Source organism: Eubacteriales bacterium (assembly GCA_041390245.1).
Lineage (GTDB): Bacteria > Bacillota > Clostridia > Christensenellales > JAWKQI01 > JAWKQI01.
In genome coordinates this window covers 59,180-73,023 of record JAWKQI010000002.1, presented here as the reverse complement: position 1 = coordinate 73,023, position 13,844 = coordinate 59,180, and the positions used below count along the sequence as shown (strand labels likewise).

General features: G+C 41.8%; 12 protein-coding genes, 1 pseudogene and 1 riboswitch. Of the genes and pseudogenes, 4 read left to right on the top strand and 9 right to left on the bottom strand.

Annotated features, from left to right (window positions below; translation table 11 throughout):
• Positions 1 to 42 precede the first annotated feature (42 nt).
• A riboswitch (Lysine riboswitch) is annotated at positions 43 to 224 on the top strand.
• 94 nt (positions 225 to 318) lie between these two features.
• From R2876_03400 to R2876_03385, 4 genes and pseudogenes are all read left to right on the top strand, one after another.
• A pseudogene (locus R2876_03400) lies at positions 319 to 1,315 on the top strand (aspartate-semialdehyde dehydrogenase).
• Between the two features lie 27 nt (positions 1,316 to 1,342).
• A complete protein-coding gene (gene dapA / locus R2876_03395) occupies positions 1,343 to 2,224 on the top strand; it encodes a 4-hydroxy-tetrahydrodipicolinate synthase (protein ID MEZ4357663.1) in 882 nt (293 codons plus the stop codon).
• 30 nt (positions 2,225 to 2,254) lie between these two features.
• Entirely contained in the window at positions 2,255 to 3,082 is an 828-nt protein-coding gene (gene dapB, locus R2876_03390; GenBank protein MEZ4357662.1) for a 4-hydroxy-tetrahydrodipicolinate reductase, read from the top strand.
• A complete protein-coding gene (locus tag R2876_03385; GenBank protein ID MEZ4357661.1) occupies positions 3,072 to 3,467 on the top strand; it encodes an ACT domain-containing protein in 396 nt (131 codons plus the stop codon). The genes dapB and R2876_03385 overlap by 11 nt, the downstream gene beginning before the upstream one ends.
• Before the next feature lie 6 nt (positions 3,468 to 3,473).
• On the opposite strand, the gene pyrE is transcribed toward R2876_03385, so the two are convergent.
• The 9 genes from pyrE to pyrR are packed head-to-tail and all read right to left on the bottom strand — an operon-like array spanning position 3,474 to position 13,799.
• A complete protein-coding gene (gene pyrE / locus R2876_03380) occupies positions 3,474 to 4,049 on the bottom strand; it encodes an orotate phosphoribosyltransferase (GenBank protein ID MEZ4357660.1) in 576 nt (191 codons plus the stop codon).
• A 6-nt stretch (positions 4,050 to 4,055) separates the two neighbouring features.
• The gene (locus R2876_03375; GenBank protein ID MEZ4357659.1) at positions 4,056 to 4,970 is read right to left on the bottom strand and encodes a dihydroorotate dehydrogenase; all 915 of its coding nucleotides are present in this window, start codon (positions 4,968 to 4,970) and stop codon (positions 4,056 to 4,058) included.
• Positions 4,967 to 5,746: a dihydroorotate dehydrogenase electron transfer subunit gene (locus R2876_03370; protein ID MEZ4357658.1), complete on the bottom strand. Its 780-nt coding sequence runs from the start codon at positions 5,744 to 5,746 to the stop codon at positions 4,967 to 4,969. The genes R2876_03375 and R2876_03370 overlap by 4 nt, the downstream gene beginning before the upstream one ends.
• The gene (gene carB, locus R2876_03365; GenBank protein ID MEZ4357657.1) at positions 5,739 to 8,966 is read right to left on the bottom strand and encodes a carbamoyl-phosphate synthase large subunit; all 3,228 of its coding nucleotides are present in this window, start codon (positions 8,964 to 8,966) and stop codon (positions 5,739 to 5,741) included. Before carB ends, R2876_03370 begins: the two co-directional genes overlap by 8 nt.
• Before the next feature lie 5 nt (positions 8,967 to 8,971).
• A complete protein-coding gene (locus R2876_03360; protein MEZ4357656.1) occupies positions 8,972 to 10,033 on the bottom strand; it encodes a carbamoyl phosphate synthase small subunit in 1,062 nt (353 codons plus the stop codon).
• A 21-nt stretch (positions 10,034 to 10,054) separates the two neighbouring features.
• A complete protein-coding gene (gene pyrF, locus R2876_03355; protein ID MEZ4357655.1) occupies positions 10,055 to 10,978 on the bottom strand; it encodes an orotidine-5'-phosphate decarboxylase in 924 nt (307 codons plus the stop codon).
• Between the two features lie 13 nt (positions 10,979 to 10,991).
• Positions 10,992 to 12,278 (bottom strand): dihydroorotase, encoded by a 1,287-nt coding sequence (locus tag R2876_03350; protein ID MEZ4357654.1) that lies wholly within the window; start codon positions 12,276 to 12,278, stop codon positions 10,992 to 10,994.
• The gene (locus R2876_03345) at positions 12,262 to 13,200 is read right to left on the bottom strand and encodes an aspartate carbamoyltransferase catalytic subunit (protein MEZ4357653.1); all 939 of its coding nucleotides are present in this window, start codon (positions 13,198 to 13,200) and stop codon (positions 12,262 to 12,264) included. The genes R2876_03350 and R2876_03345 overlap by 17 nt, the downstream gene beginning before the upstream one ends.
• A 56-nt stretch (positions 13,201 to 13,256) precedes the next feature.
• Entirely contained in the window at positions 13,257 to 13,799 is a 543-nt protein-coding gene (gene pyrR, locus R2876_03340) for a bifunctional pyr operon transcriptional regulator/uracil phosphoribosyltransferase PyrR (protein ID MEZ4357652.1), read from the bottom strand.
• Positions 13,800 to 13,844: the final 45 nt, after the last annotated feature.

Sequence of the window (13,844 nt, the reverse complement as noted above, 5' to 3'; positions counted from 1 at the left end):
ATCTTAACGACGGGTGCTATAATTTATTGAAAATAAATATATTTGTACAGTTAAGAGGTGCATTATTTAAAAGTACCATATTATGAGGTGGCGTTTAACCGTTTTAGTAATATGCAGGAAAGGAAATAATGCCGAAGGTATATTGATAACGCTAGATATTGCCTGGGTATACAACGAACAGTTGTATAACTGTCACTTTAATTAAGTGGAGCGCTGCTGTATTTAAAATTTAGATATGAATTTTTATTTGTTTTTAAGTTTTAAACAGCACGAATATGCTGTTTTTTTATTTATATATCTTTTCGGAGGGATATTTACATGAAGCAATATAAGGTCGCAGTAGTCGGCGCAACAGGAATGGTTGGCCGCAAGTTTTTACAGGTTTTAGAAGAAAGGAAACTCCTGTTTCCGAGTACTGTTTATTTGCATCCGCAAGAAGCGCAGGTAAAAGCTCTCTTTTAGGGGAAAGAATATGAGGTAATTGAGCTTACTCCGAAAATAATATTCTTAATAATAAAGTCGATATTGCACTTTTCAGTCGGGAGCTTACAAGCGAACATTTTGCCCCTATTTTTGCCAAGAACGGTTGCCGTCGTTATAGACAATTCAAGTGCATGGCGCATGGACAGAGAGTTCCTCTATGAGTGGTTCCGGAAGTTACCCTGGCGATATAAAATTACATAAAGGGATAATTGCCAACCCGAATTGTTCAACGATACAAGCAGTTGTTGCATTAAAACCACTGCATGATAAATATAAAATAAAACGTGTAGTCTATACTACGTTTCAGGCTGTATCAGGTGCAGGAAGAGGCGGCTGGATGGATTTGGAAAAAGGGATATGCGGCGAGGCTCCTCAGAAATTCACCTACCCTATTTTCAACAACGTACTGCCTCAGATAGATGTGTTTTTAGACGACGGATATACAAAAGAAGAAATAAAGATGGTAAAAGAAACACATAAGATTTTAGGAGACGATTCTATCAAAGTAACAGCTACTACGGTGCGCGTGCCTGTGTTCAATTCACACAGCGAGGCGATAAACGTTGAGTTTGAAAACGCTTTTGAATTAAGCGAATTAACAGATGTTTTAAGAAACGCACCTGGTATAGTAATAGCAGATGATATCAAAAACAACGTCTACCCTATGCCGATAACTGCAACAGATCACGACGAAGTCTTTATCGGGCGTATAAGACGGGATTACAGTGTTGATAACGGAATCAACATGTTCGTGGTTGCAGACAACATAAGAAAAGGAGCAGCTACCAACGCTGTTCAGATAGCCGAGGAATATATTCGCCAGCAGGGATAATTTTTAGTTTTAAGGGGGTTTTAAGAAATGAGCGTTTTTAAAGGAAGCTGTGTTGCTCTATCTACTCCGTTTACCAAGGACGGAATAAATTTTGACACTTTAGCTAAACTTATAGAATTTCATATTGACAACAAAACAGACTCGATTTTAGTATGTGGAACAACAGGCGAACCGTCTACTATGACAACTGCCGAAAAATGTGCAGTAATAGACTTTACGGTTAAGCGTGTATCAGGCCGCATACCTATAATTGCAGGAGCCGGGACAAATAATACGGTATCAAGTGTTGAAATGGCAAAAAAAGCAAGCGAACTAGGTGCAGACGCCATTTTAGCCGTCACTCCTTATTACAACAAGTGTTCTGTTGCAGGGCTTATAAAGCACTTTAACGCTATGACAGATGCTTCTAAACTGCCGACTATTGTGTATAATGTCCCCTCTCGTACCGGGCTTAACATTACACCGGATACTCTTTTAAAACTGTCTGAGAACAAGTACATTGTAGGAATTAAGGAAGCAAGCGCCAATATAACCCAGATAGTAGAGATGGCAAGATTATGCGAAGGCAAAATAGACCTTTATGCAGGCAACGATGACCACGCTATACCTATAATGTCCGTAGGCGGGCTGGGCGTGATATCCGTAACCGCTAATGTAGCGCCAAAAGAAGTGCATGATATGGCTACAGCATATTTAAATAAAGATTTAGATACGGCCAAGAAATTACAGTTTATGTTAAACCCGTTGTCGGCTGCGCTTTTTAGCGATGTAAACCCGATACCTGTAAAGACTGCACTTAGATTGATGGGATTTGACATGGGAGAACTGCGGCTTCCCCTTTGCGACATGTCTTATGATAAATTAGATAAATTAAAAGTGGAGTTAGCTAAGTTAGGTAAGATAAACTAGTAAAAATTAGATTAACAGTGGAGAAAACATATGATTAGAGTTATTTTAAACGGAGTTAACGGCAAGATGGGCCAGGTGTTGGCAAATACGATATCTGTTAACGAAAATATTGCAGTTATAGCCGGAATAGACAGATTTACGTCAGCGCATAAAAATCCATTCCCCGTATATGAAAATATAAATGAATGTGATTTGCCTGCCGATGTATTAATAGATTTTTCACGTCCAGAGGCTTTGCCAAACAACATTGAATACTGTAAACGTAAAAATATGTCCATTGTAATTGCAACGACAGGTTTCAATGCAGACGAACTGGCAATAATAGAGGAAGCGTCTAACATTATACCCATATTTATGGCGTCTAACATGTCGCTTGGCGTTAACTTGCAGATGGAACTTTGCAAAAAGGCTGCTTCTTTTCTGGGGTATTCTTACGACGTTGAAATAATAGAGACCCACCACAATCAAAAAGTAGATTCCCCTAGCGGGACGGCCTTATCTATCGCCAACAGTATAAATGAGGCGTATTTAAACACTATGGACTATACGTATGGCCGCCACTCAAGAAACGATAAAAGAACCAACCATGAAATAGGCATACATTCAGTACGCGGTGGTACTGTACCGGGAGAGCATCAAGTCAAGTTCTTTGGTAACGATGAGATTTTGGAAATAAACCACTTTGCTATTTCAAAGCAGATATTTGCCGTTGGAGCTATTCGCGCTGCTAAGTTTATCTCTGAAAAAGCTCCGGGGCTTTATGGTATGAAAGATATTTTAGCCGAACAAAGCGAACTTACAAACGTTTTTTGCGATGTAGATCAAGCTATAGTGTTCTATAACCGGTATGCCATTTAAACCCAAATGCATATCGGATATCTTTTGTGCAATAGCAGCCGAGGAGATATTTGTAGATATAATAACGCAATCTCCGCCTAAAAATGATATAGTTGATATTGCGTTCACCTTAAAGAAAAGTGATTTAAACAAGGCTGTTGAGATAATTAAAAAGCAGATAAATAAAAGCCAAATCTTTACTATCAACAACGTATCGAAGATAACGGTTGAAGGCGAAGGAATGGCTAAACAATCTGGTGTAGCTGCAAAAGTTTTAGGGGCATTCACCCAGAACAAGATATCTGCCCTATTAATAGCTACATCCGAAACTAAAATCTCCATCTGCGTAAACAGCGACGATACAGCTTTAGCTATAAACACTATTTCGCAGATGTTAGATTTATAAGACCAGTTATTTTAAATTTCTACTGCCGGGTTTAACCAGCGGTAGATTTTTTTTGCAAATTGGGCATTCTTCAGGTGCGTAGGATTTTACCTCCATAGATAGCACCGCAAAAAACGGATAGCCAAAATCCGTCTTGCCGGCGCTTCTGTCTACAACGCTACCGACTCCTAAGATGTTTGCCCCTAATTCTTTCATTAAAGATATTACTTCTTTAACAGAGCCACCTGTTGTAACAACGTCCTCTACTATCAATACGTTTTGCCCGGGCAGCACTTCAAAACCGCGCCGCAGGCACATTTCACCGTTTTCCCTTTCTGCAAATACGTTTTTCACATCCAATTGGCGCGATACTTCGTATGCAAGGATAATTCCGCCAACGGCAGGCCCAACTACAACATCTATTTTATCATTTCTGAAATTCTCGCATAAATCTTTTGCGAACATTTCGGCATATTTAGGATACTGAAATAATTTAGCGCACTGCATATACTTGTCGGAATGGCGGCCGGATGTCAGCAAAAAGTGCCCTTCCAGCATTACTTCAATTTCTTTTAAAATTTTAATTTTTTGTTCGTTAGTCATATAATGTTACCCCACTATCAATGCGTTTGTTAATTCTTTTATTTGTTTTACACCTTGGCTTAAAGCGTATTTTCTTAATTCATCAACTATCCTTAATACGGCATACGGGTCTGCAAGAGTAGCCGTGCCTGCCGATACGAGCGAGGCGCCAGCCAGCATGAACTCGGCCGCATCTTCGCCGGAAAAGACTCCCCCGCCCCCGATTATAGGGATCTTCACGCATTTAGAGACTTCGTATACAAGCTTTAAGGCAACAGGCTTTATTGCAGGGCCGGATAAGCCGCCGGTTACATTTCCCAAAACCGGCCTTTTGCTTTTTGCGTCTATTGCCATTGCAGGCAGAGTGTTTATCAAAGAGAGCGCATCTGCTCCCGCTTCCTCAGCCGCTATGGCAACGGCATCCAACGAAGGCAAAATAGGCATAAGCTTTACGATAAGCGGCTTAGCCGCCTTTTTCTTCGCAGCACTGACTATTTCATAAGCCTTTTTTTCGTCTCTGCCGAAAAACGCGCCGCCGTGCGCCACATTTGGGCAAGATATGTTTAACTCATATAAATCTATGTCGCAATTATTTAATTCTTCTATAACGTTTAGGTAATCTTCCTTGCTGAAGCCTGAAATGTTGGCTATTTTAACTGTTTTTATTTTGGATATATTTGGCCATATGTCTTTAACAAAAGCTTTTACGCCCGGGTTTTGCAGCCCTACGCTGTTTATAATACCGCTGTTAACTTCTGCTATCCTCGGCGGAGGGTTTCCTATGGTTTCATTGTAAGTAAGCGCTTTTAGCGATACTCCGCCTATAAGCGACAAATCAAAATAATCCGCATATTCTTTGGCAAAGCCAAATGTACCGGATGCAGCTACTATAGGGTTTGAAAAAGTGCATCCTAAAAATTCAACAGACATATCAACGCTCATAATACCACCTCGGACAGGGAAAATACCGGGCCGTCTTTGCATACCTTTAAATAAGTTTCGTGCCCGTCCCTTTTTATTTTACAAGCGCAGACCGCACATCCGCCGGTTCCGCACCCCATTCTTTCTTCCATTGAGATGAATATCTCTTTTAGCTTGCTGGCTGAAAAATATCTCTTAAGAGCGCCGGCCATAGGCCGAGGCCCGCATATAAAGACAGCGTCGTATTCGGTTTCTTTTACAGTGTTTAGCGCATCGGTGACAAACCCTTTTACGCCCATACTGCCGTCTTCCGTTGCAATTATCAAATTATCAGTTAAATTGCTAAATTCATCTAACTGGCAGGCGTAATCTTTAGACTTAAAGCCTAATACCGCATCAAAGGAGGCCTTTTTAGTTTCGGCAACCGCCCTTAGAGGCGACACACCGACTCCGCCGCCGATTAAAAGTATCTTTTTATAACTTTGCTTTATGTTAAAGCCGTTTCCAAGCGGCAGCAATATGTCTATATTGTCTTTTGGATGAATATACGATAGCCTGCGCGTCCCCTCCCCTGCTATTTGGTAAACGCACGTAACAAAACCGTTTAAGGCGTCATAAGAGTTTATGCTCATTGGCCTTAAAAGCATTAGGTCAGGGCTGTCTGGTATCTTTATATTAACAAACTGCCCCGGGACAAAGCCTATATTTTTAAGATCGCTAGAGTACATCTTTAATTCAAAGATATCTTTTGCGATACGCTTGTTATGAAACACTGAGGCGCATATCATTTTAGCCATTTTCTATCTCCCTTATTTCATCCAGGCTAATTGGTACTATATCTTTTTCCGTTTTTTCAAGTTTCATGCTCTCAAGAAGGGCGCGTGCCGTATCAAGCGACGTAAAGCAAGGGATCCTTCTCTCAACTGCCATCCTTCTTATCCTAAATCCGTCTCTTTTGGCATCTCTACCCTTTGTCGGCGTGTTTATAATGAACTTTATCTTTCCACTCTTTATAAGGTCTTTTATGTTGGGCGATTTTTCACTTATCTTATTTACACTGTTTGCAGGTATATAATTAAAATTAAGCAGGTTTGCCGTTCCCGGTGTTGCATATATATCATAACCTAAATAGTTGATTATAGCGGCCAAAGGCAGCAGCTCCTGTTTATCATTGTCTGCAACTGTCAATAACACTGCTCCGCCGACTGTCGGGAAAGAAAGGCCGGCAGCCATAAGTCCTTTTAATAAAGCTTCTGAATAATCTTTTGAGATACCCAGCACTTCGCCGGTAGACTTCATCTCAGGACCCAAAGTAACTTCTAGGTCCGGAAGTTTTTCAAATGAGAATACCGGTACTTTAACTGCCGTTATCCCTCTCTTTGGGTAGATGCCTGTTCCATATCCCATGTCTTTTAAAGATTCGCCAAGAGAAGACCTAACGGCAAGCTCGATCATAGGAACCAGCGTTACTTTGCTTAAATAAGGTACGGTACGGCTGGAACGCGGGTTGACTTCAATGATGTATATGTCATTGTTGTAGATTATAAACTGTATATTCACAAGACCTTTTACATTAAGCGCCAGAGCGATTTGCTCTGTTATGTCTTTAAGCCTCTGCTGCTGTTTTGAGGAAAGCGTCTTAGGTGGATAGACTGATATGCTGTCTCCAGAATGTACGCCTGCCCTTTCTATATGTTCCATTATCCCTGGAATAAGGATATCCTCCCCATCGCATATCGCGTCTATTTCCACTTCTTTGCCCAGCATATACTTGTCGACTAAAATAGGGTGTTCCTGATGGACGCGAGATATTATACGCATATATTCCCTTATACCCTTTTCATCCCAGGCTATTTCCATGCCCTGGCCACCCAAGACGTATGAGGGGCGGACAAGTACCGGATATGTAAGCTCTTTAGCTGCTGCAACAGCTTCGTCTTCGGTAAATACCGTCTTTCCTTTCGGGCGTTTGATATTTAGCCTTTCTAGAAGCGCGTCGAATTCCTTCCTGTCTTCTGCGGCGTTTATATTTTCAAGAGAAGTACCTAAGATACTGTATCCATGGTCTTTAACTGCCTTTGCAAGTTTTATTGCCGTCTGTCCGCCGAACTGCACCACGACACCGAAAGGATTTTCCTGTTCTAATACGTTTAGCACTTCTTCAGACGTTAGCGGCTCAAAATAAAGCCTGTCTGATGTATCGAAATCAGTTGAGACCGTTTCAGGGTTGTTGTTTATGATAACTGTGTCAAAACCTAATTTTCTAAGCTCCATGACGCAGTGGACCGAACAATAGTCGAATTCTACGCCCTGGCCGATACGTATAGGGCCGGAGCCTAAAACTACTACGGTTTTGTTTTTAGTTTTAGCGGCCTCATTTTCATGCTCATATGTAGAGTAGTAATAAGGGCTTACAGCATCAAATTCGGCTCCGCAGGTGTCTACCATCTTATATGAAGGCCAGATGTTTTTCTTTTTCTTTAAAGCGCGAATTTCATCTTCAGATGTTTTAAACCATTTGGCAAGTGCAAAGTCTGAAAAACCTAGTTTCTTATATTCAAGTAGAGTGTCTTTATCCAGGTCTTTAAAAGACATCTTTTTGGCCTGTTCTTCAAGTTTTATTATATTTTTAAATTTGTTTAGATACCACATGTCTATTTTGGTGATATCAAATAATTCCTCAAGCGAAATGCCTAGGCGTATAGCCTGGGCTATAAAGAATATGCGTTCGTCATCCTGCTTTTTGATATTTTCAATCAATTCGTCTTTGCTTAATTTTTCTGCAATCGGAAATTCCATAGAGTAAAAATTAAGCTCAAGGGAGCGGACTGCCTTTAAGAAAGCCGCCTCAAAATTAGAGCCTATGGACATTACTTCCCCTGTCGCCTTCATTTTGGTGCCAAGCGTTTTGTCTGCCGTAGTAAACTTATCAAAAGGCCAGCGAGGGAATTTTACTACTACATAGTCTAGTGTCGGCTCGAAACAAGCATAAGTTTTGCCTGTAACCGCATTTAAGATCTCATCTAGCCCATAGCCTATAGCTATCTTGGTAGCTATCTTAGCTATCGGGTACCCCGTTGCTTTTGAAGCAAGCGCAGAAGAACGGCTGACCCTTGGATTAACTTCTATAACGTAGTACTTCATACTGTCCGTATCAAGGGCGAACTGTACGTTGCATCCGCCTTCTATCTTCAGGGCATTAATTATCTTTATAGCTGCGCTTCTAAGCAGCTGGTATTCTTTATCCCTTAGAGTCTGCGAAGGAGCAACGACTATACTGTCCCCTGTATGTATGCCGACCGGGTCTATATTTTCCATGTTGCAAACGGTAATGCAGTTGCCTTTTGCATCCCTTATAACTTCGTATTCTATTTCTTTATACCCTGAAACGCATTTTTCCAATAAAACCTGCGTAACGCGGCTTGCGTCTAGCCCCGTCCTGGTGATTTCTATAAGCTCGTCTTCATTGTATGCGATGCCGCCGCCTGTGCCGCCAAGGGTATATGCAGGGCGGATAACCAGCGGATAGCCTGCTTTGCCCGCAAAGTCAAGTGCTTCCTCAACTTTGGATATGATGACGCTGTCTATAACAGGCTCGCCTATCTCCTGCATCAGTTTTTTAAACTCTTCCCTGTCTTCCGCCTTTTTTATAGACTCTATGTTAGTTCCGAGAAGAGAGACGTTTTGTTCTTCTAAAAAGCCGGATTCAAACAGCTCCATGGCGAGGTTCAAGCCGGTCTGCCCGCCCAATGTTGCAAGTAATCCATCCGGCTTATTTATTGAAATTATATTTTTTATTACCTCTACGTTTAAAGGTTCTATATAAACTTTATCTGCAATGGCCGTATCCGTCATTATCGTTGCAGGGTTTGAATTAATTAAAACGACTTGGACCCCATCTTCCCTAAGTGCACGGCAGGCCTGGGTGCCTGCATAGTCAAATTCCGCAGCTTGGCCGATAATGATAGGGCCAGATCCAATAACCAGTACTTTTCGTATATCTTTTTTTCTTGGCATGTTGCTTACCTTTCGTTCATCAATTTAACAAATTCATCGAATAAATACGCTGTATCTTCAGGCCCCGGCGATGCTTCGGGGTGAAACTGCACGGAGAAGACGGGCGCATCGGTGAATTTAATGCCCTCAATAGTTTTATCGTTTAGGTTTATATGGCTAACCTCCATATTTTTAGGGAGGCCATCCTCAACTATCGTATAACCGTGGTTCTGAGAGGTTATATACACCCTGTCGCGTTTTAAATCTTTAACCGGGTGGTTAGCCCCCCTATGCCCGTATTTTAATTTCTTAGTGTCAGCACCTGCTGCTAAGGCCAAGAGCTGGTGCCCGAGGCATATACCGAAAATGGGCAGCTTACCATAAAGCTTTCTTATATTTTCAATAACTTCTTCATTGTCCTTGGGGTCTCCGGGCCCATTTGTCAGCATCAGGCCGGAGTAGCCGCCTTTTAATATCTCTTCGGTAGAGGTCTTGGCTGGATAAACGCAGATATCTAGGCCTCTTCTTAAAAGGCTTCTTAATATATTTTGTTTAAGCCCAAAGTCTAAAACCGCAACTTTTTTATCGCTTTTGCCTGTCCCCAATTTATATGGCTTCTTGCATGTTACTATATCGACAGGATTTGAAAAGGAATATTCGTTTATTTCTTCTATATCCTCTTTTGTTGGCATCTCCTGAGAAATAAGCCCGCGCATCGTGCCGAATTCCCTTATCTTCCTTGTCAAGGCGCGCGTATCGATTCCCTGAATTCCTGGTATATCGTTTTCGATCAAGTACTCTTCAAGGGGCTTTTCGCTTCTCCAGTTGCTTGGGTTTTCACACATCTCCCGCACGATAAAGCCTCTCACCTGCGGCTTTTTAGATTCCGCATCTTCAACATTTACGCCGTAGTTGCCGATAAGCGGATAAGTCATAGTGACTATCTGCCCGCAATACGACGGGTCTGTCAAAACTTCTTGGTAGCCTGTCATCCCGGTATTGAAAACGACTTCGCCGAAAGCATTTGTCTTTGCGCCGAACGAGGTGCCGCTGTATACCGTTCCGTCCTCTAATGTTAAGTAAGCCATTTGTATCATCTCCTAAAAAACTTATAAGTTTATCTTATTCTTGTTAAAACTAGACAGTATGTCCTCTCTCATGTCTATAACCGCCTGCCTTGCGGCTTTATCAAAACTTAGGTTTGGATATTTATCTTTTCTATATGCAAGTAATATAGCTCGGGAGGAATTTATAATCCCACCAAGGCCGTCTTTATCAAAGCTTGCTACTATATCGTCTGCACTTGCCCCCTGAGCACCGTATCCCGGTATCAAGAAAAATGATTTTGGCATAAGCTTTCTAAGCTCGCTGGCCTGTTTCGGATAAGTAGCCCCAACGACTGCGCCGACAGACGAAAACCCATATTTTCCAATAAGGTCTTTTCCCCACTCGCTTACTTTTTCGCCGACCAGCTCATATAAGTGTTTGCCGTTTACCGTAAGGTCCTGAAATTCTCCGGAAGATGGATTAGATGTCTTTACCAGGCAGAAAAGACCTTTTCCGGTCTTTTTACATGCATCTATAAAAGGTTTGATGCCGTCTGCGCCAAGGTATGCGTTTACTGTTATAAAATCGGCATCAAAAGCTAGCACATCTTCCCCGTCTATATCTGTGCCGTCTAAATATGCGTTTGCATATGCTGTAGCCGTTGCGCCGATGTCGTTCCTTTTGATGTCGGCTATTGCTATAAGCCCTTTTTTCTTCGCATATTCAATAGTATCAAAGAAGGCCTGCATACCGCTGACTCCGTATTTTTCATAGTATGCTACCTGTACTTTTACAGAGGGTATCAAATCGCAAGTTGCATCGATTATGCCTTTGTTAAAGTCAAAGATTCCGGCCGCCGCTTTTTTAAATGCATTACCGCCGCTTTTTAAAAAGCCTTCGGGCAGGTATTCATATGCAGTGTCCAGTCCCAAGCAAACCGGGCATTTGGTATCTTTAATTTTTACGATAAGGTCGTCTATTCGCATTTATTTCTCCTGCTTATTTTATGTTTCCGTTTTCAAAAACTATTTTTCCGTTAACTATCGTGTATTTTATCCGCCCCGTTAATTCTTTGCCTATAAGCGGCGTATTTTTGCCCTTTGAGTACATATTTTCTTCGCTTAGGATATAACTTTCGTTTAAATCTCCTATGGTTATGTCGGCGGATTTACCTTCTTCAACGGTACCGCCTTCTACATTTAGAAGCTTGGCCGGGTTATAGGATAAAAGCATTGTTATTTCGTTAAGTGTAAGTGCCTTTTTATTGTAAAGGTTCGTTATTGCCAAAGAAAATGCCGTTTCAAGCCCGGACAGGCCAAATGCTGCCATGTCGTATTCAATTAGTTTTTCATCCCTATGGTGAGGAGCGTGATCCGTTGCTATTGCATCTATAGTTCCGTCTTTTAACCCCTCGATTATCGCGGAAACATCCTCTTTACTCCTAAGCGGAGGGTTAACTTTGGTATTTGCGTCAGTAGATTTTACCCAAGAATCGTCCATGCTGAAGTAGTGCGGGCATGTTTCGCATGTGACTGAAATACCGTTTTTCTTGGCAAGGCGTATTATTTCAACCGAGCCTTTTGTAGATATATGCGCTATATGGACTTTAGAATCAGTATCACGTGCCAGCAAGGCTTCCCTTGCTACCATTGCTTCTTCTGCAGATGCTGATATGCCTTTTAAGCCAAGAATTGTGGAGTAGTACCCTTCGTTCATAACGCCTTCTCCCCTTATGCTTAAGTCCTCACAGTGGGATATTATTAAAGCGCCAAAGCTCTTTGCGTAAAGAAGCGCGTTTTTCATAATCCTGCCATTTAAGACGGGGTGCCCATCGTCTGAAAAAGCGACGGCGCCGACATCTATCATAGCTGCCATTTCAGCAAGTTCACTGCCGTCTTGCCCTTTGGTTACCGCACCTATGGGATATACTTTGCAATACCCGCTTTGGTCTGCTTTATTTACTATGTAGGATATAAGTGCAGCGTTATCTATAACGGGAACCGTGTTCGGCATGCATGCAACGGAGGCAAAGCCCCCGGCAACTGCCGCTTTGGTGCCTGAAATTATGTCTTCTTTGTATTCTTGCCCTGGGTCGCGCAGATGGCAGTGCATATCGTTGAAAGCCGGGAAAACGTGCATTCCTTTAGCGTCGATGACTTTATCAGCAGCGGTATTTATATTTTTGCCTATCTTTTCAACTGAAGAACCATTGATTAAAATGTCTGCGTCTCCGCTGATTTTTCCCATGGGGTTTATTAAAGTACCGTTTTTAATCAATATTCTCATTTATATTCCTCCGAGTTAAAAGGTATAGTAGAGCCATTCTAACCGCAAGCCCGTTTGTAACCTGTTCGTTTATCACAGATTGGCTTGAGTCTGCCACTTCAGACGTTATCTCGATTCCGCGGTTAACTGGGCCCGGGTGCATGACTATCGCATCTTTTTTAGCAAGTTTTAAAACTTCGGTGTCTATGCCGAATTTAGCATTGTATTCACTTGCGGATGGGAACAACCCACCGGACTGCCTTTCTTTTTGGATCCTAAGACCCATTAAAACGTCCGCTCCTTTTGCAGCCGCGAATTTATCCGATGTGATTTTAGCTTTAGTTTTATCTATATCTTTTGGCAAAAAGGTATAAGGAGCGCAAAACGTTACGTTTGCTCCCAGCTTGGATAGCCCCCACAGGTTGCTCCTGGCTACGCGGCTATGCAGCACATCGCCGAATATAGAGACGTTTAAGCCCTCCAGATTCCCGTATTTTTCCCTCATAGTATACATGTCCAAAAGTGCTTGCGTCGGGTGTTCGTTCATGCCGTCTCCGGCATTGACTATTCCTGCCGAGACATACTGAGACAAAAGCGCAGCAGAGCCGGACATCGGATGGCGCATTATGATTATATCCGTTGCCATTGCATCCAGCGTCTTTCCCGTATCGATCAGGTTCTCGCCTTTTTGGACGCTTGAAGCGGAAGCGGATATACTGCTCATCGAAGCCCCCAAAAATTTTCCGGCAAGTTCAAATGAAGTCTTTGTACGGGTGCTGTTTTCATAAAACAGTGTAATAATAGACTTGCCCTGAAGATGCGGCATTTTTTTAGCGTTGCCTTTTAAAAGGCCTTTCATAGTTGTGGCCGTGTCTAAAATAAGCACTATTTCTTCTTTTGACAGATCTTTAAGCCCTAACAGATCTTTTGATGAAAGTTTCATATAACCACCATTTTAATATTTTTGTTTATAAAAAAGCTTACAATACGATGTAAGCTTTAATTTTCTTTTTTCTCAATATAAACGCCTGTTTTACCGTCGAATTCATTAACCATAACACAAACTATTTCATTTGTCGCAGTAGGGACATTTTTACCGATAAAATCAGCTCTTATCGGGAGCTCCCTGTGCCCTCTGTCGATAAGGGCGGCCAGTTTTATAAATTTAGGACGCCCAAGGTCTATTATTGCTTCCATTGCAGCCCTTGCCGTCCTTCCTGTAAATAACACGTCGTCAACTAAAACTATATTTTTGTTATTAATATCAAAAGTAATATCCGTAGAATTTAATACCGGATGTACTGCTGTTAATGATAAGTCGTCTCTATAAAACGTTATATCCAGTACCCCCATGTCCACTGTAGCACCTTCAAATTCCTTTATATAATTTCGTATTGCCTTAGCTAAAACCACGCCTCTTCTTTGTATGCCGATCAGTGCAAGGTTGTCTACGCCGTTATTGCTTTCGATTATTTCATGTGACATGCGTTTTAGCGCTCGAAACACTGCCTGTTCATCCATTATATAAGCTTTTTCATTCATAAGGCAAACCTTTCTCAAAAAAAAACCTTGCTTTTCGGCAAGGTT

Coding starts and splice junctions, on each gene's coding strand:
- dapA (MEZ4357663.1), top strand. CDS start 1,343: ATGAGCGTTTTTAAAGGAAGCTGTGTTGCTCTATCTACTCCGTTTACC.
- dapB (MEZ4357662.1), top strand. CDS start 2,255: ATGATTAGAGTTATTTTAAACGGAGTTAACGGCAAGATGGGCCAGGTG.
- R2876_03385 (MEZ4357661.1), top strand. CDS start 3,072: ATGCCATTTAAACCCAAATGCATATCGGATATCTTTTGTGCAATAGCA.
- pyrE (MEZ4357660.1), bottom strand. CDS start 4,049: ATGACTAACGAACAAAAAATTAAAATTTTAAAAGAAATTGAAGTAATG.
- R2876_03375 (MEZ4357659.1), bottom strand. CDS start 4,970: ATGAGCGTTGATATGTCTGTTGAATTTTTAGGATGCACTTTTTCAAAC.
- R2876_03370 (MEZ4357658.1), bottom strand. CDS start 5,746: ATGGCTAAAATGATATGCGCCTCAGTGTTTCATAACAAGCGTATCGCA.
- carB (MEZ4357657.1), bottom strand. CDS start 8,966: ATGCCAAGAAAAAAAGATATACGAAAAGTACTGGTTATTGGATCTGGC.
- R2876_03360 (MEZ4357656.1), bottom strand. CDS start 10,033: ATGGCTTACTTAACATTAGAGGACGGAACGGTATACAGCGGCACCTCG.
- pyrF (MEZ4357655.1), bottom strand. CDS start 10,978: ATGCGAATAGACGACCTTATCGTAAAAATTAAAGATACCAAATGCCCG.
- R2876_03350 (MEZ4357654.1), bottom strand. CDS start 12,278: ATGAGAATATTGATTAAAAACGGTACTTTAATAAACCCCATGGGAAAA.
- R2876_03345 (MEZ4357653.1), bottom strand. CDS start 13,200: ATGAAACTTTCATCAAAAGATCTGTTAGGGCTTAAAGATCTGTCAAAA.
- pyrR (MEZ4357652.1), bottom strand. CDS start 13,799: ATGAATGAAAAAGCTTATATAATGGATGAACAGGCAGTGTTTCGAGCG.